Origin of the sequence: Novipirellula caenicola, from assembly GCF_039545035.1 — a bacterium.
In the GTDB taxonomy this organism is placed as follows: Bacteria; Planctomycetota; Planctomycetia; order Pirellulales; family Pirellulaceae; genus Novipirellula; species Novipirellula caenicola.
In genome coordinates this window covers 309347-329340 of sequence record NZ_BAABRO010000004.1, presented here as the reverse complement: position 1 = coordinate 329340, position 19994 = coordinate 309347, and the positions used below count along the sequence as shown (strand labels likewise).

The window sequence follows — 19994 nt, the reverse complement described above, 5'->3', positions numbered from 1 at the left end:
ATGAAATACAAAAATGGACGTCCCGGACAATTGACGTGTAACAACGCGACGCATAGGTTAATTGCCACCGCTTTTCGTACTGTCGTCCCACCCGTGATTCGATGTCCGCCATGTCACTGTGCCCATCCTGCAAGCAAGAAATTGCAACCAACTTAGCGTACTGTCCTGCTTGCGGAGCGAGAACGCAGCCGAGTGCCTCCCACGCATCGCCGTATGCGGCACCAAGCGACATCTCGTCTACTCCGGTCCACCTAACGCACGCAGCACGCGTCGACGAGGGTGACGCAACCGGCGGTGTGATCCCGTACAAGAATCCGAAGGCGTTGATCGCGTATTACTTGGGGATCCTAAGTGGATTGCCATTGATTGGATTTCCGATTGGTATCGCCGCGTTCGTCCTTGGGGTCCAAGGATTGCGAGCGAGGAAACGCAACCCTGCGATCAAAGGGAGCGTGCATGCAGGAATTGGGATCGGCTGTGGTGCAATCTTTACCGTCTTTTGGGGGCTCGTGATCGTTTTGATTGGTTTCGCCCTGGTGGCAGGAAAGTAGACCATGGGCTGATGCCCATGGCCAAGTGCTACCATCGCTACGCGATGAAGTTTTGATAGCCGCGGCCAGCGGCGGCAGCAATCCTAGGGGGGTGTTTGATGGGCAGTTACACGCAGTTGACGTATCACATTGTCTACGCGACCAAGTACCGTACCCGCTCGATCGTCACAGAGATTCGAGAGCGACTGTACGAGTACATTGGTGGCACGCTCCGCAGTAAAAATGGACGTTTAGTCCAAATCGGTGGCGTTGCTGACCATGTTCATCTTCTCGCCCAACTTTCGCCATCGTTGGCTGTATCCGGCGTGATTCGCGACGTCAAAGCCAATTCGTCGCGTTGGATGAATGAGCAGCCCGAAGTTAAACGCACTTTTGAATGGCAGAAGGGTTATGGAGCCTTCACGGTTAGCTATTCACGTATTCCGAAGGTGCGAGCCTATATTCATAACCAAGAAGAGCATCACCGGAAAATCACGTTTCAAGAAGAATACGTCGACTTTTTGAAACGGCACGATATTCAGTTTCGAACGGAGCATTTGTTCGAGGATGAGCATCATGGTTAAGTGCTGCCGCCGCTTTCGCGGCTCTCGGTTTCGTTGTCACCGTAAACCATGGGCTGACGCCCATGGCTAAGTGCTACCATCGCTACGCGATTAAGTTTTGATAGCCGCGGCCAGCGGCGGCAGCATTTAGCTGCGGGCGTGAGCCCGCAGTGTTAATGCGAAACAAATGAGGGGAGCCGCGAAGCGGCGGCAGCAGTGATCTACGACGTGTTTACGCTTCTTGCACCTTGGTGCGTTGGCCTGTTTTGATGCTTGCATAAATCGCTTCGATCGCCAACAAGTCTCGCAGCCCTTCTTCGCCCGGCACCTTGCTTTGGCGATCTTCGAGGATGCACTGCGCGAACGCGTCCATCTCGGCCGCGAACTGGTCAATTTGGTCAAACTGGATCGGACCATCTTTGCTTTGGCCCTTGATCCCTTTGTAGCTGTAGGCTGGATCGAGTCCTAACCAACCTGATTCGCCATAAGCGTTGAAGCGATTGATGCCGTTAAATGCGTACGATGTGCTGCAGTAACAATTCACACCGCTGGGCATGGTCATCGTCCATGTGATCGTTTCGTCGACCTCGGCAAATTTTTTGGGGTCCATTTTGGTTTCTTGTGCCGTCACCGCGACCGGTTCTTCGCCGGTTAAAAAGCGGCACGCTTGCAGTGCATAGATCCCGACGTCCATCAACGCGCCCCCGCCGGCCAAATCCGCTTTTAATCGCCACTGGTTGGGATCACCAATCTTGAATCCAAATCCCGCTTCGATCGCGTGTAGCGGTCCGTACTTTCCGGATTGAACGGTGTCACGACAGTACAAGTGATGGGGCTCGAATTGACAGCGATAGCCGACCGCAAGTTTTCGATCGTTTTTCTTGCATGCCTCGATCATTGCTCGGCAATCTTCGCTGCTGTTGGCCATCGGTTTTTCACACAGTACGTGCTTGCCCGCGTTCGCACCTCGCACCGTGAACTCTTTGTGCATCCCGTTCGGCAACACGATGTAAACAACATCGATGTCTTTGTTGGCCGCGATCTTGTCAAAGTTTTCGTAGTTGTAGATGTTCTCGGACTTGATCGAGTACTTGTCGGCCCAGATTTTTTCTTTCTCCGGTGTGCCTGTGACGATCCCCGCAAGTTTCGCATGCTTGGTCTTCTGCAGCGCCGGAGCAATTTGGTTGGTGCTCAAACTGCCCAGTCCGACCAAAGCAAAATTGACGGTCGTTTTTTCGTCGGCGGCATGCGTCTTTGCTTGGGTGAGCAGCGTCGACGCGGTGAGTGCTGCAGTGGATCCGATCATCGTTCTGCGACTGAGTGTCATGGTTCGCCTTCGGTGTCATGGGAAATGAAATGTGCGTAACGCCAGTGATGCAAAACTTGGGCCAGCATGGTTTCGGCAATCCACGTCACGCCGCATCAGCAGTTCCCTCTATTTGAATCGCTCGAATTTCTCGCAACAAGTGTGTTTCGGCTCCATTTGCTTGCGGCGACCCAGCGGCGTGAGGTGCGGTTGCGGTAGGTCGTCCAGTCCATCGACGCGGCTCGAAACACCGCATGGTGTTCGTGCCAGACAATTCGCCGGGCAACTTTGAACAGAATCGTTTCCAAGGATTGAACGCAAAAACGACGCACCTTTGCCCAATTCGTTGATAGATTGCCTTTCTGATTCTGCTGAAATACCACGTGAGCCCGTTCGTCACGCAAGATCCGCCGACAGATCGCTCGCAGCGTGGGCGAATCGGTCGCTCGCATCAAGGCTAAATAGTACACCTGAGCCAGGATTTCGGCGGTGACCAACACCGAGATCGATGTCCGCAAACCTGCCATGTGACGCAAGAAGCGAAAGCATCCGTCGGACCACTGCTTTTGCAATCGCGGAACTCCTTCTTGAGTCAAAAAACGCCCGAGCCATGCCGCATGGCGATTTTCTTCCTGTAAAAATAATGTCAACGCGGCCAAGTAATCTGGGTCGCCGCCGCATTCGATCCAATTTCGTGCACAACGTTTGATATGACGCCCCTCGCCACTTTCGCCTAACTGAAACGTCTGCACCGAAGTCGCAATCGCAACACGCTCGGCCTCGGTCAGCGTCGGCAAATCGGACCACGGGATCGCGGGTTCGTCCGCTAGGTTACGGATGAAATAACGACTCCACTGCGCATTGTTCCAGTGAGCTTGGTTCTGAATCGAAACTCGCAAATCCGATGTTGGCTCGGCGTGCGAACCACGTCCGAGCGTCGCAGCGGCGTCGCGGTCCGCCAAGAAAGACTTGCGCTGCTTGGTACGAATCATTTGGATCATTGAAGGAACTCCCGATATTTCGCTTTGCATTGCAAAGTGAATGGTGAAATAAAAAAGAACAGGTCAATGTGAATCGGTGGCGAGTCGTGCCGCGGATTTTTTCCGAGCGTTGGTTTCGTGTTGGGCGTTGATTTGATGCTGGGCATCGGCGAGCACACGTTGCAGTTCCGCTAGATACGCAGTAAAACTTTCGCGGCCTGCATCAGTCAGTAAGCACGTCGTTTGCGGGCGTCGTGCCGCATCATCACGCACCAGGCGAACGAGGTTGGCGTCGGCAAGTTGTTTTAAGTGCCGGTTCAAATTGCCGTCGGTCAGATCACAAAGTCGTTTCAGCTCGTTGAACGTCAATCCTTCGGGGGCACCGGCCAAACAAGTCATCAGCCCCAAGCGAGCTTTTTCGTGCATGACGCGATCAAGTCCTTCGTAGGCAAAGCGTCCTGAGGAGGAAGGCGACGCCGCTACCACTTTACGTTTTGCATCCGCCATCAGACATGCACCTCTTGCTTGCGTGTCTGTTGGTGCATCAGCCATGCTGCGAAACATTGACCTCCGCCAAACGGGATCGCCATCGCCAGCGGACTGAGTGCTCCGTCGCCGTGCGACATCATCAACACGGCCAAACCGCAGCCGATATACCAAATTGCAACTTGCGAAAGCGATCGCGGCAGTAGCGAGGAGGCCGCGAAAATCCCCAATCCAAGCAGCAGCGACCACAGTCCGGGCAACATCCAAGCGACCTCCGGCGACGTCACAAAGACGATCAACGTCAACGCGGCACCGACAACCATCGCAGGAGCCAATCGCGATAACACCTCCAACGTCATTCGGCGTGCTCGCGCAGTCGGGTCGCGATAGTAACGAAACGTCATGTCGGCGATCACAATCGAGAGTGAAACCGCAGCGACACCAATCCAAAGCAGTAAATAGGACTGTAGTGGTGTGGGCGATGACGAAACCAATTGTGTTTGCATCGCCGCGGCGAGCAATGCAATGACCCCCGATGCGGCAGTCGGCGCAGCCCGCAACCCATCAAAGGTTCTCGACCGGTCGGCCACCGCCGAGATCAGATCCAATTGCTGCAGGGCCTCGTCAATTCGCATCGACACGCGTTCCGGTGAGCGGGTAAATAAACATTGCTTTGCATTGCAAAGTAAGCGTTTGTTTGAGTGGTGTCAAGCAAAAAAGATCCGCACTCACGTATTTAAAATGTCGTGGATCACGTGAGCGGGTTCGACGCCAGTCAGCCGAAAGTCGAGGCCTTGGAATTTGTAGCTGAACCGATTGTGGTCGATTCCCAGCAAATGCAGCATCGTGGCGTGGAAATCGCGAACATGAACTTTGTTTTCGACTGCGTTGTAGCCGAATTCGTCGGTCGCGCCATAGCTGCTGCCGGCTTTAACACCTCCGCCTGCCATCCATAGCGAGAATCCGTTGATGTGGTGGTCACGACCGCTGCCTTGAGCCATTGGTGTGCGTCCGAACTCGCCTCCCCACACAATCAACGTGTCTTCGAGCATCCCGCGCTGTTTCAAATCATTGACCAGTGCTGCGGTTCCTTGATCGACCAACGACGCGGTTTTTGCCACTCCGTTTTTGACACCGCCATGGTGATCCCATCCGCGATGATACAGCTGGATAAACCGCACGCCTCGTTCGGCCAAGCGGCGGGCTAACAAACAATTACTTCCAAACGAACCGTCCCCCGGCGTGCAGCCATACATTTTAACGATGTGTTCGGGTTCGCCAGACATATCGGTCAACTCGGGCACAGACGTCTGCATCCGAAATGCCATTTCATATCCGCTGATCCGTGTCGCAATTTCGGGATCATCCAGCACTTGGTTACGGAGTGAGTTGATCCGCGAGACCGCATCGACAACCTCTCGCTGTTGACGTGGACCGACGCCGGCAGGATTGCCAACATAATGCACCGGATTTCCGGTCGCATGCATTTGCACGCCCTGATAGCGGCTGGGTAAAAATCCCGAGTGCCATTGCCGTGAACTGATCGGTTGACTTTGACCGCCGCCTTCGCTGGTCAAAACGATAAAGCCCGGCAATTCTTGCGTTTCCGCACCTAGCCCGTACATCACCCAGGCGCCCATCGAGGGACGCCCGCTGATGGCGGTGCCAGTGTTGAAAAACGTGTGTGCGGGATCGTGGTTGATTTGCTCGGTGTGCATCGACTTGATAACGCACATGTCATCGGCAAGGGAGGCGGTGTGTTTGAAGACGCTCGACATCCACAATCCACTTTCACCATGACGAGCAAACGGGTGCTGTGGCGCCATGACCTTTAGCGATTTGCCTTGCAACTGAGCGATCGGTTGTCCGTCGGTCAGCGATTGCGGCATCGGTTGGCCATCGTACTTGGCCATTTCCGGCTTGTAATCGAAGGTTTCAAGATGACTCGGTCCACCAGCCATGTACAGATGGATGACGCGTTTGATGCGGGGGCGATGATGCAGACCGCCAGAGCCAAGTGGCGCGGCTGCGGCCGAATCGTTGGCTCGAAACAGCGACGTCAGTGCGATGGTCCCCAGCCCGCCTCGTCGCAGGAAGGTACGTCGTGCCATCTCGTTTTGGATCGGGAACATCGTTGTCTCGATGGTTCAAGTGAATGAAAAAAGTGCAATCACAAAAGTTAATTTCACGCGATCGATTAATACCGCATCATCGTTTCGTGCAGATTCAGCAAGACGCGAGCCACGCTGGTCCAGGCCGCTAATTCCGCCGCAGGTAAATCCGTAGCGACGGCCGCGTTTCCTTCGGAAATCAACATCAACGCCTCGTCTTGATTGTCCCTGTAATGGGCGAGGTGTTTGTCGTAGATCTGTCTCAGTTCGCTTGCCACCTCGGTTTCAGGTTCGCGAGAGAGCGTCGTTCGATAGGCCCACTCGATTCGCTGATCCACCGCGGGGCCCGATTCACGCATGATTCTAGTGGCAAACACGCGTGCCGCCTCGACAAAGGTCGGGTCATTCAGCAGCGACAACGCTTGCAGCGGCGTATTGGACTTTGCTCGTGCCGCCGTACATTCCTCGCGGCTCGGCGCGTCAAACGCCTTAAGCATGGGGTGCAGAAACGTTCGTTGCCAATGCGTGTAGACACCTCGTCGATATTGGTCACTGCCTTGGTCTGCGACATAGGTGCGGCGAGGGAAATTCAGCTGCGCATAATAGCCTTCGGGTTGATAGGGTTTGACGCTTTTGCCCCCGATTTGCTCGACCAACAAACCGCTGATCGCCAGAGCATTGTCGCGTACCATTTCCGCGTCGATGCGAAAACGACCTTGTCGAGCGAAGAGTTCGTTGTAGGGATCGAGTTTGCGCAGTTGCTCGGTCGGGCGAGAGGACCGGCGATAAGTTTCGCTGGTGACGATCATGCTCAGGATGTGTTTGATATCCCATCCCGACTCGACAAATTCGACAGCCAACCAATCCAGCAGATCGGGGTAAGAGGGAAAGGTTCCTTGCCCGCCAAAATCATCGACACTAGAGCAAATCCCACGTCCAAACATTAAGTACCAAAGTCGATTGACCATCGTACGCGATGTCAAAACGTTGTCCGAGCGACAAAGCCAATTAGCCAAATCGAGTCGCGTTGCGCGTCCATTGGTTTCAAGTTTGCCCAGGAACGCTGGGATCGCAGGCTCGACGATCTCGCCTGAATCGTCCATCCAATTGCCTCGAGGCTGAACTCGAATGGTTCGCGGCGTGACCGATTTGCTGATCAGCGTCATTGGGGATGATTCTTCGATCGCGGTCCGCTCGGCCTGAAGACGCTTTAGGCGTTCTTCAAGCTCGATGACCGGCGGTGAATTGGCAAGGTAATACTCTCGAACTGCTGCGGCTTGAGTCTCATTGCGATCATGGGCAGAAATTTGAAGAGCATCGGCGACTGGTTGGGGAATGCCTGCTTTGGCGATCCAGCCGGCTTTGTCCCAGTAAACGAGGCCTCCGAATTGAGTGAACGCCATACCAACGACAGGTTTCTGTTCGGTTAAGCCCACCTGATTCGCGTCCACTTCGAGCCGCACCCATTTGCCGGTTTCCGGCAGCTCGCCGCGTCGTTGGTACCCGGCCCACGATTCGGTTCGTCGGCCGTAGGAAATCGCATCACTTCCCCACACCGCACGATGATCCCATTGGCCATCGTTCCACTGCAGCATGATCGATTCAGGAGGATTTTTGGGATCGAGGTAGACCCAGACGAAAAACCGCGTGTCGGCAGAAACCTTGGCCGACTTCTTCGCACCGAGAAAGAAATGCTGGACCAATCCTTCACTGGATTGACGCCGCGAGGCAGTGCCGCTGTGCACCGGTGCCAATTCGGAGGAGACGAACGTCCAATCGCCGTCGCTGTTGCCTCCGGTGTCTTGTGCGTCATCAATCCACACCGTTTCGACTTCGGTATTTTCGGACAACTGGTCAATCGCTTCGGCTTCCCATTGTGGCTGGGACGAAATCAGGGTTTGGCGAAGCGACTGTTGCTCGGACGTGACGCTTGCGATGCGTCGATCGATCGCTTCGATCTTTTCAAGATCCGATTCACGTGGCACGCGAATGCTTGGGGGGCGACTACGGGCGCTATAAACGCCGCGTTCTTCCAGATCGGCGAAGAAGGCGCCCAGCGAGTAAAAGTCGCGTGCGGTATAGGGATCGTATTTATGGTCGTGACACTGGGCACACCCTACGGTGGCTCCCATGAACACCTGCGATACGTTGCGAACTCGATCGGCAAAGTAGATCGAAAGGTATTCCTTGGCCTGAGCTCCACCCTCTTCGGTTGTCTGATTCAATCGGTTATAGCCCGAAGCGACAAGCTGGTCGATCGTGGGACTTGGAAGCAGATCGCCTGCTAATTGTTCTCGGACAAATTGGTCATAGGGCATGTTGGCGTTAAACGCCTTGATGACATAATCGCGGTACGGGGATTGTGAAACGTCCTGGTCCCCGTGGTATCCGACGGTATCGGCATAGCGAACTAGATCCAACCAATAGATTGCCATTCGCTCGCCATAGCGTGGCGAACGCAGCAAGCGGTCGACGAGCTTTTCGTAAGCATCGTCACTCGTGTCGTTGACGAACGCGTTGACTTCGTCAAGCGTAGGGGGAAGTCCCGTCAAATCAAACGACAATCGCCGAATCAAAGTAACGCGGTCTGCTTGCGGCACAGGCTGGACCGTTTCTTCGGATAACCGTCTGGCAATGAACCGATCAATCACGTGCGGTGTCGCCGCGTCATCCGGTGACGCTGGTAGCGTCGGACGAACCAGCGGGACGTACGCCCAATGCGGCTCGTAGATGGCTCCTTCGTCAATCCAGCGACGCAGCAATGTTATCTCGGATGCGTCAAGATGTTTGTGAGATTCCGGCGGCGGCATTCGTTCGTCGGGTTCATCCGAAACGATCCGGCGAACAAACTCGCTGTCCGACGCGTTGCCGGGCACGATCGCACCGCTCGCTTCGATCGCCTCGTCACGCAAATCCAATCGCAATCCGCCTTCGACCGTTTCCGCGTCAGGGCCGTGGCAGGCAAAACATTTGTCAGACAAAATCGGACGCACGTCCCGATTAAATCGCAGCGGTCGGTCGGCGAATGCAAACGATCCGCCAACCAATACGAAGGCTAAAGCAGCAACGTAACGGATGCTGGCGAAATGATTTTCACGCATCGAGATGGATCCGAAGGTGGGGCAGCAAGGCGGGATATTGGTCGTCATTGTACCAAGTCCCATTGGTGCCGCACGCATTCACTCGCGGACAACCGTTGGCTTAACCACGCTGAGAGGGGGGGAGGCGTCGGATTTAAGGGAGCCGACTCGGCTCGTTGCTTGTCCAAAAAAAAGGCTGGCGTTTCCATCGATAGGAAACGCCAGCCTGAATTCGTCTTCAGCTTGTGATTGGGTGCCGACTATCGACCTCGATAGTACTGGCTTGGAACGGTCGAACCGTTAGGGTAAACCATTTGACGGTTTTGGGTTGCGGCAGGAGCTTGTGGTTTGGCAGGGGCTTGGGCGGCAACAGGTTCCTTGGGTTCGCTAGCCAAGTTCCATCGTTTGCCGTTCAGACCCGATTGGGGATTCCAATCGACGCCAGGAACGAACAGGATCGAGCCGATGCTGCTGCCGTTGATGGTGGCAATGCCCCATTCGGTTTCGACGGTGACCAGTTTGACGTCGGTTGCACCGGTGATCGAGTCACCATTGAGCATGACAACGGTGGTCGATGCATCTTCGGCCGAAGCAAACTTGATTCCGGCAACTTCCGAAAGAGGGATGTTGGCAACGCCGAACGAGGTTTGCATGTCCAATTGCGTGGTGTCCGTCAGCGTGCCCTTGATGACAGTCTTGCTAATCAAGTCAACGCTGACGCTCAGCGGACGTACTTTGCTGCTGGAAACCACGGCCTTGGCAACCGGGGTGGCTTTGGCAACCACGTCAGCCTTTTTGGCTGGAACGGCCTTGGCTTCGTCATCAGCAAACGCGTTCAGACCGAGCGTCGACGACGAGATCGCCGCAACTGCGAAACAAGCAACGAGATTCTTGAGCGAAATAGGAAATGACATCTTCTGGGAAACTCCGAAATGGAAGTAGGTGAAACGTTGTATTTGGGAAAGATGGAAGGTCGTGTGGGCGACTGTCCCCCCCGCCTGCTATAGATGAAGGTAGTTTCAACCCAAGCGATGTCTAATTTGATTTGCCCATCTTTCTCCAACCCCTCGATTTGTCGCGTGCGAAACCGGAACAACCGGTAAAAACCAGAATTTGCGTCCTTCCCGTTGCCACGATCGTGATCCGGAAGCAACGAGGCGTTCGAGCCATCACCACCCAGCGGATTCGATTGTGAAATCTTCCGCAAATGCACGAAAAAACCGCCCGTCGCAAATGATTTGCGGACGGGCGGTTTCGGTTAAGCTTTGGCGAATGAAACGTGCCCATTCGCCTGCAAATTGTTTGGCAGACTAGCTACCGCAAGCACACGAAGGTGCATCCGAGCCACACGAGCTGCATGCTGGGGCGGCAGGAGCCGAACCGCATGATTCGCAGCCCGAGGCTGCTGCGGGTGCCGAGCATCCACAGCCGCTGCCCGCTGCAGCAGCCGATCCTGCATCGTCGTCACAGCACAGGTTGATGGTTTCTTCGACCAAGCGAGGAACCATCTTGCAAACTTGAACCTTTTGTTCTTTGTTGACAATCACAGGAACGCACACGGTGTACTCTTCGACTTGCTCTTCAGCAACGCAGTCGTTACGAGTCACGGTGTAAGGTTCGACCACGTGCTCAGGAACGTTGTAGGTGTAGCTGACGTCCTTGGTGCGCTTTTCAGTGCGATAAGAAACGTGAGGGATCGTTTCGGTCTTGGTGACCGTGGTGTACTCGAGCTGCTTACGCATACGAGTGCGAACTTCGTTCGTGTACTTGACGACTTTACGCATACGAGTGCGGGTTTCGTCGACGTAGACGACCGACTTTTTGGTGCCGGTGCGTGTTTCGGGACGGTAGACCACTTTGGTGCATTCGTAAGGAACTTGTTCGCATTGTTGTTCGTAAACGGTGTAGCTCAAATCTTGCGAACGAGTGGTGGTACCAGAGACAGCCACTTGCTCGGTCACGACGTTTGGAACCCAAACACGTTTGGTGGTGGTGCCGCACGCGCCGACTGCGGATTGGCTAACACCGGCAATCGAAGCGCCGTTGCCGCAACCACCACAGCTGCCGCAGCTCGAGCCGCAGCTCGAAGCACAACCGCCGCAGGATCGTTTGCAGTGACCGCGAAGCAGACCGCAACCATGGCGGTGACCGGCCGATGAACCACAGCCGCCCATCATGCCGTTGCCACAGCCGTTTCCGTTGCTGTAGCCCGCAGGAGCGGAGGTAGCAGCAACCACTTGTTCTTCCCAATGACCGTAGTCTTTGGTGACCGTTTTCATTGTGGTCGTTGGCACGCAGAATTCGACGGTGCGAGTTTTCGACACGGGAACCGCGTTGACAACGGTGTGCATCCGTTGCTCGGTGACCACTTGAGGAACGCTAACGGTGTAGGTGAAGGTTTCGTCTTGCAGCTGAGGAACCTTGACGGTGTATTCCTCAGGGACTTCGACGAGTTGAGGAACCCGCACGGTGTACTCTTCGGGGACTTCAACCCAAACCGGTACCGTTTCGGTGACTTCGACGGTCTTTTCTGATTTCTCAGGGACCAGCACGCTGTACTCGACGGTTTTGATTTCGGTGACCGGTTTGTTAACGACCTTGGTGCGATAACGCTCTTCGGTCACAGGAACCGTTTTGTAGACGGTTTTGGTGCGATGACGCACTTCTTCACGATTTTCGGTAACACAAACGATGCGTGTTTCGGTGACATACTTTGGTTCCAAAACAACACGATAGTTTTTCACCGGTTGGCACAACGATTCGCTACCGAGGGACGTAGCAGGACCGGTTGAACAACCAAGTTCGGTAGCACATCCGGCACCTGAACTCATTGCAGCGCCGCAATCGGCGGCACCGCCACAGCCAGCGCCCGTCGAAACGGCACCGCTAGCACAAGGATCACTGCATCCGCCACACGAGAGGCAGCCGCCAGCTTGAGCGACGTTGGATACTACCAACGCCAAACAGATGGCCGAGAAATTTGCAAACCACTTCACAGTTGTCACGCTCCAAAAACGTATAGGTAAATGTACGAAAGGCCAAACCATGACCGGTGGCTTGGCTGGTTGCCGGTCCCCCGAGCGACATAGACGAGACTAAATGGGGATCATCGAGTTGCAATCCTTGACCTGGAAAAAAGTCCAGAATCGTTTTTGCAGCGCCGTTGCGTTGCACTTTCATGCACGAAATCACCGGCATAATCGCTAGGAACGTTACATCAGATGTTTCTGGCGGTTTTCCAGACAAAGCGTCGCAATCAAGCAACCAAACAACCGCAAACGTCGGATGTTGAACTAGTTTCAAGCGGACGAGTCTTGGTGAATCGTCGTGATCCCGTGACCCATGCTCTATTTCCCCTCTCTTTTTTCTGCAGGAATGCCGTTCGTGAAGACGTACAAAATGACACTCAAAACGATCCGTCTCCGTCGCCTCGGGCACTATTTCGCATTCGGTGGTTTGATCGCTGCCGGAATCTTGGCAAATGCGTTGCCGACCTCCGCAGCACCGCCGCAAGAACCGGTGGTCGCCCGAGTCGAGATGAAATTGACCGATGGCGAGAAAGTCACCGATGTGATCGAAAAAGGGGACTTGCTAACCGTGATCGAAGAACGTGACGAGGATTACGTGATCCTGACTCACGATGGATCTCGCGGTGCCGTCGACAAGGTCAACGCCGTCCGACTTGCCGAATCGACCGACATTTACACCGATTTGATCGAGCAGCATCCCGACGAAGGGCGTTTTCTGACGCTCCGCGCATCAGCCTGGTGGGCGCTCGGGAAGACCGAGAAAGCCGTCGAGGACTTTGATCAGGCGATCGAGCTTGGCTACAAAGAACCGCACGCCTTTTCGAGCCGCGGACTGTTCCACGCGGCGATCGGTAACTTTGACAAGGCAATTGCGGATTACAACATGGCGATCGAGCTTGATCCGGAATCGATCGCGCCGTTTGTCAACCGCGCGGCGGTTCACATGGCACAAGGCAAGGTCGAAAAGGCAATCGAAGACTACACCGCCGCGTTAAAGATCAAACCGGCTAACGCTTCGCTACTGCGTCAACGTGCGATCGCACTGAAAGCGGCCGGCAAACTCGATCGAGCGATCGAGGACTTCAATGGGATCCTGGCCGGGAACGAAAAAGATGTCGATGCGATCTCGGGGCGAGGATATATCTACTTTCAACAGGGAAACCACGAGGCGGCGGTGAAGGATTTCGCCAAGGTTATCGAATTGAACCCCGAATCCGCGGTCGCGTTCAATAACCGCGGCTACAACCAATATCAACTCGGCAACGCCGCGGACGCGCTAGCCGACTATGACAAAGCGATTGAATTGGCGCCTCAGTATGGTTTGGCGCTTCAAAACCGAGCTTGGTTGCTGGCGACGGCCGAGGATACCTCGCTTCGCGACGCGGCTAAGGCGATCGAGTCGGCCAAGGCGGCCTGTGAAATCAGCGACTACAACAACCTTGGCGACCTGTCGGCGCTAGCGGCTGCGTTCGCGGCGGACGGCAAATTCGAAGAAGCGATCGGATGGCAGGAGAAAGTTGTCGAAAACGCTCCTGAATCGTATCAAGAGTTCGCCAAGAAAATCTTGCAGCGTTATCAGGACAAAAAGCCGTTCACCGCGAATCTCGACGAGGACGAGGTGGCATCCGGCAACGACCCGTCCAACGACGATGTGGCGACCGCGACGACTCCGTCCGCTTCCTAATCGAAGTGCCGTTGGATCGAGATCCAACGGCAAGATCAAACGCTTCGCCGCGAAAACGAGGTCCTGCGCCCTGCCGTTGAGGTTCCCTCGGCGCGTGCCGCCGCAGATCAGGATTGGCCGAGCAAAGCCGTCATCGAACCGCCAGACGGCCCTGCGGACGTGACGTGCGCGAGGGGGTGACGCTAGGTGGGGCACCTTGGGGGACATCGGTAACCAACCGTTTCAATCCGGTCACGCATCGATTATTCTAGGCACTCGCTCGTGCACGCACTCGGCAATCTTGCGGGCATCAGCGATCGGCACAGTGGCACGCCCCACGCCCTGACAACTTCGTTCCTAACTCCTAGCAGTGGTTTTTCAACAGTGATCTTGTTGTCTCGATTACGACGCGCGGTATGGACCGCAGCGGTTTTTTCACTGTTCGCACCCTCTGTCTTTGCTCAGGTCTTTGACAATATCGAATCGGCAAAATCCGATCCCGATTTCATGGTCCAAGGCGAATACGTTAGTGACACCCAAGGGTTGCAGGTCATCGCGCGTGGAGATGGCGAGTTTGACTTGGTTCTCTTCGAAGGGGGATTACCCGGTGCCGGCGGCGATACGACCGCACCACGCCGACTCGAGGGCGACGCCGATGTGGTGGCCGACTTGGTCGAAGCGATGGAGCTAGAAAAGGTCCAACGAAAAAGTCCTACGCTCGGTGCCAAGCCGCCGCACGGCGCGACGGTGTTGTTCGATGGCACCAAGAAATCGATCGATCAACATTGGCGAAATGGAAAACTGGTTGCGCCGAACCTGCTTGGCGTCGGCACGACGACCAACGAAACGTTTGGCGATTATCGATTGCACCTCGAATTCAAAACGCCGTTCATGCCCACAGCGACCGGACAAGGACGGGGCAATAGCGGCGTCTATCACCAAGGCCGCTACGAGACGCAGGTGCTCGATTCATTCGGACTCGAGGGAAAGGACAACGAAGCGGGCGGGATTTATACGGTCAGCCCCCCTTCGGTCAACATGTGTTTCCCGCCGCTGTCGTGGCAAACCTACGATGTTGACTTTACCGCGGCGCGTTTTGATGACCAAGGCAATAAGACGTCTGATGCCAGGATGACGGTGCGTCTAAACGGCGTGATCGTGCAAAACAACGTGGTCATCCCCGAAGCGACCAAGGGAGCTCCGCTGAAGGAATCGGCCGCACCGGGACCGATTCATTTGCAGAACCATGGCAATCCTGTTCGCTACCGTAATATTTGGATCGTCCCGGTGGATACCAAGCGTGAAGCTCGCCGACCGATCGTGGCTGGTTTCGAACGTTTTTACGCCAGCAGTAGTGAGCCCGATGCGATCGCAGGCGAGTTGCTGATCAATGCGTTAGCGTGTGATGCATGCCATGCCGCAGACAGCTTTGCCGATTTGTCGACCAAACGCGGCCCTGATCTTTCTGCGGTTGCCGGACGTGTACGCGTCGATGCGATGGTGGACATGATCGCCGATCCGCACCAATTCAAACCAGGCACGACGATGCCGGATCCCTGGGGCGATCTCAGTGTCCAAGAACGCCGGCAACAAGCTCAGGCGATCACCAGTTTCTTGGTGACCAAGGGCGAGAGAGGACTTCGAGACCGTTCCGCGCCGAAGGATTTGATCAAGACCGGACGGAGACTGTATCAAACGGTCGGTTGTGTCGCCTGTCACGCGGCCGATCCGAAGTCCAGCAAGGAATCGATGGCCAGCACCTCGGTACCGTTGGCGGGCGTTGAAAAGAAATACACCCTGACTTCGCTGGCCGAGTTTCTCCGCCAGCCGCATGTCACCCGCCCGGGCAGTCGGATGCCTGGTTTGGTCGGGACCGAAAAGGAAGCGGCCGCCATCGCCGCCTACTTGTTAGGCGACACCGTCGTGCAATCGGGGGTCGGCAAATTCACACGTCGCATCTATCGCGGTGACTGGAACCGTCTGCCCGATTTTAGCAATCGCAAGCCCGAGAAAACCGATGACGTGTTCGGGGTGAAAATCGACGACATCAAACCGAAACTCCGGTATGCCGTCATCTTCGATGCGACGCTGAAGATTGAAAAGGCAGGTGAATATACATTTCGTGTCCAAAGCGATGACGGCAGCCGTTTGTCTGTCGATGGCACCGAAATCGCCGAAAACGACGGGATTCATCCGGTAACCACCGCCACCGGTTCGATCAAGTTAAGCAAAGGCTTGCACTCGTTGACGCTACAGTATCTGCAAAAAGCAGGCGAAGCGGAGCTCCGCCTTGAATACGACGACCCCGAATTCGGATGGACGCCGGTGGAATTCATGGTTGTCGATCCCGAAAACCCTGTCTCGTTGGATTTTCTGCCCAGCCAATACGTTCCCGATCCTTCGCTTGCCGATGCCGGCCAGCAGTTGTTCCGTTCGGTGGGCTGTGCAAATTGCCATGCGTTCACGGGCACCTCCGCGTCGCTGGTCGCAAAACCTCTGAACCAACTCGATGTCAATCGTGGTTGTCTGGCCAACGACGTTCCGGCCGGTTCGCAGGGAGTGGTTGATTTCGAATTGAATCATTCTCAACGAGCTGCGATCACCGCTGCGATCAAGCAGCGAAAACAATCCGGTGTGCCGACGGTTGACGATGCGACTCGTGTCCACGTGACGATGGCTGCGATGAACTGCTACGCGTGCCACAAACGCGGCACGGTTGGCGGGCCTGAGTCGATTCGCGAAGCTGCCTTCACCGGCACCACTCCGGAAATGGGACTTGAGGGTCAAGTACCACCGCCGCTGGATGGGGTGGGTGACAAGTTAACCGATGCTTACATGAAAACGATTCTGCAGCATGGAGCGAACGAACGTCCCTACATGCGGACTCGAATGCCCGCGTTTCGCTATGAACATTTAAAGGCGATGCACGAATCGATCAATCGACTTGATCGCAAAGGCGATGATCATCCGATTGCGACAGAACCGGCTAGCGAGAATCAAATCGCCGCAGGACGGCAGTGTGTCGGCAATCGCGGTTTAGCGTGCATCAAATGTCACAGCTACAACGGCAACAAAGGAGGCGGCATCGGAGCAATTGATATGCTGAAGATGACCACGCGATTGCGTCCCGAGTGGTTCCATCGCTATTTGCTCGACCCGCCGCTGTATCGGCCGGGCACTCGGATGCCCAAAAGTTTTGTGGATGGCGAATCGCCACTGGCGGATCTATACGGTGGCGATCCGGATAAGCAAATCGATGCGATTTGGAAATATTTGCTTCAAGGAGACAAGGCCAAAGAGCCCGAAGGGTTGACGCAGGGAGCAATCTTGTTGGCGGCCAGCGCCAAACCGTTGATCTATCGCAACTTCTTTACCGACGTCAGTGCGCGGGGCATCGGCGTGGCGTATCCCGGTGAGGTGAACCTGATCTGGGACGCCGAGCAGATGTCGTTGGCGAAACTGTGGAAGAACAGCTTCGTCGACGCATCGCTGCACTGGGTTGCTCGAGGCAAAGGACGCCAACAACCGTTGGGCGATGCGGTGGTTTGGATCGACAAGGCGGTGCCATTGGCAATCCTGCCGACAATGGATGCCGCATGGCCGAGTGAATCGGCACGTGAACTTGGCTATAAATTCAAGGGTTACACGCTGGATGCCAATGGCGTACCCACGTTCCGGTACGAGGTCGACGGTTACTCGATCCAAGACAAGCCAGTGGCAAAGAACGTCGAGGGTGTCAGATCGTTGGAGCGGCAATTTACCGTGACCAAGACTGCCGATTCGGCGGAGACAATGGTGATGCGTTTTGCAACCGGGGCCGTCAAATCCAGCGACGGCGGAACGATCACGCTTGCCAACGGCGTGCGGATGACGATCGAAGGCGTGTCGGTACAGCAAGTGGGCAACGCGGATGCGACGGAGCTGCGTGCCGTCATCCCGCCCGGCGAATCGGTCTCGTTCACGCGAACCATTCATTGGTAAGCGCAGACGCCGATCGCGTCGGTTGCATTGCCCAAGCGTCCTCACGCGGCGCTCGTCTCAAAACTTAATTTCCTCTTTCGTTTCCGTAGTACCACCGATGAATCTGTTTCAACGACTTACCGCTTCGTCGCTTTTCCTGTTGTGCGTCACCCCAATGGTGGATGCCGAGGATTTGCCGAAGGAATCGGATTACTACACGATCACGACCTTTGAAACGCCGCTGGACGAAACGATCGAAGCGTGCGGTTTTCAATTGCTCGACGATGGACGAATGGCGGTGTGTTCACGCCGTGGTGACATTTTTGCCATCAGTGATCCGTTTGCCAAAGAGGTCTCCAAGTCGCAGTTCAAATTGTACGCACGCGGGTTGCATGAACCGCTGAGCCTCGCGTCCCGCGACGGGTGGCTGTACGCGGTCCAGCGTCCTGAAGTCACTCGGATGAAAGACACCGATGGCGACGGCGAAGCGGACGTGTTTGAGACCTATGCCGATGGCTGGGGAATCTCGAGCGATTACCACGAATACGCTTTTGGCTCTAAATTCGATGACGAGGGAAACTTGATCGTCACGCTCTGTTTGACCGGGTCGTTCAGCAGCACGGTGCCGTATCGTGGATGGGCGATGAAAATCACACCCGACGGAGAAACCATTCCGTTTTGTAGCGGTGTTCGGTCACCGGGCGGCGTCGGGGCCAATCTCGAGGGCGACATCTTCTATACCGATAACCAGGGACCGTGGAACGGCACGTGCGGGCTGAAATGGTTGCGTCCAGGCGGATTTATGGGGCATCCCGGCGGTTGGAAATGGTTTGAATTGTGCGAAGACGTGATGGGCAAAACGCCGACGATGCCCGAAGACGGCAGCCGATTACACGTGGAAGCGAAAAAAATCCCTGAACTTGTTCCGCCTGCGATTCTGTTTCCCTATGACAAAATGGGCAAAAGCGCTTCCGGAGTCGCTTGTGACACCAGCGAAGGAAAGTTCGGGCCTTTCGCGGGACAATTGTTTGTGGCCGATCAATCGCACAGCACGTTGATGCGAGTGGACTTAGAAAAGGTCGATGGACTTTACCAGGGCGCCGCATTTCCGTTCCGGCGTGGGTTTGCCTCGGGGAACGTCGGCGTCGAAATGTCGCCACGAGGATCCATCTTTGTAGGCGGAACCAATCGCGGTTGGGGCTCGGTAGGACGACAACCGTTTGCGGTCGAGCGACTTGATTGGACTGGTAAAACGCCGTTTGAGATCCAGCATATGCGGCTGACGTCGGACGGTTTTGAATTGACATTCACCGAGCCCGTCGATGCCGATTCGGCTAGCGATTTGGAAAGTTACAAGATGACCACGTACACGTACGAGTACCGTGAACAATACGGCAGCCCCGAAGTGGATCATACGACACCGACAATCCAATCGGCCACCGTTTCGGACGACGGCCGTAGCGTGCGGATCGTGGTGGACGGATTGCAACTCGGCCACGTGCATGAACTGCACGCCGACGGAGTGCGAAGCGAATCCGCATTGCCGCTACTGCACAGCCAAGCGTACTACACGCTAAACCGATTCAAGTAGGCGACCTTGGCACGCAGATCACGTCGCTGGTGCGGCGAGCCGAATCGCAGATTTGATGCGAGAGGGTTACTGCCAAAGATGGCCGTGGACGATTTCCTCGAGATCCTCGGTCTCGAAATCTTCAAGCTGGCGCGACGTCAGCCAGCAGACTCGCAACAACATGTCCTTGGTCGACGTGATCTCGAGCGGCTTGACATGGATCCGATCGCCATTGATCGGATGTTCAACCGTGCGAGCCGGGATTGAGAGCGAATAGTGTTCATTTCGCGTCGAAATCGCGTCCAATGCGTCTCGCAGCCCTGGATTAGGAGGCTCGGATTCGATCAGATCCGTGATGTTGATGCCGATCGTATCACAGCGAAGTTTTCGCAATCGATCCAACAGCGAATCGGCGGCATGCTCGATCGGCAGCTCTGCAAAGACTTGGCGTAGAAACGGTAAACTGTGTTCGGTCCTCACGATCGCATTCAAGCGATTGATTTCGAACGCGCCGTCGTCATTTCGTTCGATATCGCGCTGCGACAACATGCCCAGCCAGAGCAGCGGGATGTAGCGTTTCGATTCGCTGACTAATTCGGGGCATTGGTTGGGGCTACTCACTAAACTGCCGCGCGCCGACATGGTTACTGCTCCTGGGATTTGATAACGCTAATCATCTTCCCGCCTTGATTGTGCGGGTGATTGTAACCTATCCC

The 19994-nt window shown here is 55.5% G+C and carries 15 protein-coding genes; 5 read left to right on the top strand and 10 right to left on the bottom strand.

Features of this window, described 5'->3' with window-relative positions; translation table 11 throughout:
* Positions 1–101 precede the first annotated feature (101 nt).
* Positions 102–551 (top strand): hypothetical protein, encoded by a 450-nt coding sequence (locus ABEA92_RS10880; RefSeq protein ID WP_345683851.1) that lies wholly within the window; start codon positions 102–104, stop codon positions 549–551.
* Between the two features lie 98 nt (positions 552–649).
* On the top strand, positions 650–1114 hold the full coding sequence (gene tnpA, locus ABEA92_RS10875) for an IS200/IS605 family transposase (RefSeq protein WP_345683850.1): 465 nt from the start codon (positions 650–652) through the stop codon (positions 1112–1114).
* 211 nt (positions 1115–1325) lie between these two features.
* On the opposite strand, the gene ABEA92_RS10870 is transcribed toward tnpA, so the two are convergent.
* The 9 genes from ABEA92_RS10870 to ABEA92_RS10830 form a co-directional block, all read right to left on the bottom strand.
* Positions 1326–2399, bottom strand: coding sequence for a Gfo/Idh/MocA family protein (locus tag ABEA92_RS10870; RefSeq protein ID WP_345683849.1), 1074 nt, complete (start codon positions 2397–2399; stop codon positions 1326–1328).
* A gap of 116 nt (positions 2400–2515) precedes the next feature.
* Complete coding sequence (locus ABEA92_RS10865; protein WP_345683848.1) at positions 2516–3400, bottom strand: ferritin-like domain-containing protein; 885 nt, start codon at positions 3398–3400, stop codon at positions 2516–2518.
* A gap of 63 nt (positions 3401–3463) precedes the next feature.
* Positions 3464–3886 carry a transcriptional regulator gene (locus ABEA92_RS10860; RefSeq protein WP_345683847.1) on the bottom strand — a complete coding sequence of 141 codons (423 nt, stop codon included), beginning with the start codon at positions 3884–3886 and terminating at the stop codon, positions 3464–3466.
* On the bottom strand, positions 3886–4500 hold the full coding sequence (locus ABEA92_RS10855) for a hypothetical protein (RefSeq protein ID WP_345683846.1): 615 nt from the start codon (positions 4498–4500) through the stop codon (positions 3886–3888). Before ABEA92_RS10855 ends, ABEA92_RS10860 begins: the two co-directional genes overlap by 1 nt.
* Positions 4501–4593: 93 nt before the next feature.
* Positions 4594–5997, bottom strand: coding sequence for a DUF1501 domain-containing protein (locus ABEA92_RS10850; RefSeq protein WP_345683845.1), 1404 nt, complete (start codon positions 5995–5997; stop codon positions 4594–4596).
* Between the two features lie 65 nt (positions 5998–6062).
* Entirely contained in the window at positions 6063–9125 is a 3063-nt protein-coding gene (locus ABEA92_RS10845; RefSeq protein WP_345683844.1) for a PSD1 and planctomycete cytochrome C domain-containing protein, read from the bottom strand.
* A gap of 191 nt (positions 9126–9316) precedes the next feature.
* Positions 9317–9970 (bottom strand): RNA-binding protein, encoded by a 654-nt coding sequence (locus ABEA92_RS10840; protein WP_345683843.1) that lies wholly within the window; start codon positions 9968–9970, stop codon positions 9317–9319.
* Positions 9971–10366: 396 nt separating this feature from the next.
* Positions 10367–11887 carry a ferredoxin gene (locus ABEA92_RS10835; RefSeq protein WP_345683842.1) on the bottom strand — a complete coding sequence of 507 codons (1521 nt, stop codon included), beginning with the start codon at positions 11885–11887 and terminating at the stop codon, positions 10367–10369.
* A 67-nt stretch (positions 11888–11954) separates the two neighbouring features.
* Positions 11955–12359: a hypothetical protein gene (locus tag ABEA92_RS10830; RefSeq protein ID WP_345683841.1), complete on the bottom strand. Its 405-nt coding sequence runs from the start codon at positions 12357–12359 to the stop codon at positions 11955–11957.
* An 81-nt stretch (positions 12360–12440) separates the two neighbouring features.
* Between ABEA92_RS10830 and ABEA92_RS10825 the strand changes: the two genes are divergently transcribed.
* From ABEA92_RS10825 to ABEA92_RS10815, 3 genes are all read left to right on the top strand, one after another.
* Positions 12441–13769 carry a tetratricopeptide repeat protein gene (locus ABEA92_RS10825; RefSeq protein WP_345683840.1) on the top strand — a complete coding sequence of 443 codons (1329 nt, stop codon included), beginning with the start codon at positions 12441–12443 and terminating at the stop codon, positions 13767–13769.
* Positions 13770–14132: 363 nt separating this feature from the next.
* Positions 14133–17729, top strand: a complete 3597-nt coding sequence (locus tag ABEA92_RS10820) for a 3-keto-alpha-glucoside-1,2-lyase-like domain-containing protein (RefSeq protein WP_345683839.1) — start codon at positions 14133–14135, stop codon at positions 17727–17729.
* 97 nt (positions 17730–17826) lie between these two features.
* Positions 17827–19299: a PQQ-dependent sugar dehydrogenase family protein gene (locus tag ABEA92_RS10815; RefSeq protein ID WP_345683838.1), complete on the top strand. Its 1473-nt coding sequence runs from the start codon at positions 17827–17829 to the stop codon at positions 19297–19299.
* Positions 19300–19365: 66 nt separating this feature from the next.
* Here the strand turns inward: ABEA92_RS10815 and ABEA92_RS10810 are convergent, their stop codons facing one another.
* Positions 19366–19920: a hypothetical protein gene (locus tag ABEA92_RS10810; RefSeq protein ID WP_345683837.1), complete on the bottom strand. Its 555-nt coding sequence runs from the start codon at positions 19918–19920 to the stop codon at positions 19366–19368.
* Positions 19921–19994 lie beyond the last annotated feature (74 nt).

What these genes read in the sequence shown, in the direction of transcription:
- ABEA92_RS10880 (WP_345683851.1), top strand. Translation starts at nt 102, where the DNA reads ATGTCCGCCATGTCACTGTGCCCATCCTGCAAGCAAGAAATTGCAACC.
- tnpA (WP_345683850.1), top strand. Translation starts at nt 650, where the DNA reads ATGGGCAGTTACACGCAGTTGACGTATCACATTGTCTACGCGACCAAG.
- ABEA92_RS10870 (WP_345683849.1), bottom strand. Translation starts at nt 2,399, where the DNA reads ATGATCGGATCCACTGCAGCACTCACCGCGTCGACGCTGCTCACCCAA.
- ABEA92_RS10865 (WP_345683848.1), bottom strand. Translation starts at nt 3,400, where the DNA reads ATGATCCAAATGATTCGTACCAAGCAGCGCAAGTCTTTCTTGGCGGAC.
- ABEA92_RS10860 (WP_345683847.1), bottom strand. Translation starts at nt 3,886, where the DNA reads ATGGCGGATGCAAAACGTAAAGTGGTAGCGGCGTCGCCTTCCTCCTCA.
- ABEA92_RS10855 (WP_345683846.1), bottom strand. Translation starts at nt 4,500, where the DNA reads ATGCGAATTGACGAGGCCCTGCAGCAATTGGATCTGATCTCGGCGGTG.
- ABEA92_RS10850 (WP_345683845.1), bottom strand. Translation starts at nt 5,997, where the DNA reads ATGTTCCCGATCCAAAACGAGATGGCACGACGTACCTTCCTGCGACGA.
- ABEA92_RS10845 (WP_345683844.1), bottom strand. Translation starts at nt 9,125, where the DNA reads ATGACGACCAATATCCCGCCTTGCTGCCCCACCTTCGGATCCATCTCG.
- ABEA92_RS10840 (WP_345683843.1), bottom strand. Translation starts at nt 9,970, where the DNA reads ATGTCATTTCCTATTTCGCTCAAGAATCTCGTTGCTTGTTTCGCAGTT.
- ABEA92_RS10835 (WP_345683842.1), bottom strand. Translation starts at nt 11,887, where the DNA reads ATGAGTTCAGGTGCCGGATGTGCTACCGAACTTGGTTGTTCAACCGGT.
- ABEA92_RS10815 (WP_345683838.1), top strand. Translation starts at nt 17,827, where the DNA reads ATGAATCTGTTTCAACGACTTACCGCTTCGTCGCTTTTCCTGTTGTGC.
- ABEA92_RS10810 (WP_345683837.1), bottom strand. Translation starts at nt 19,920, where the DNA reads ATGTCGGCGCGCGGCAGTTTAGTGAGTAGCCCCAACCAATGCCCCGAA.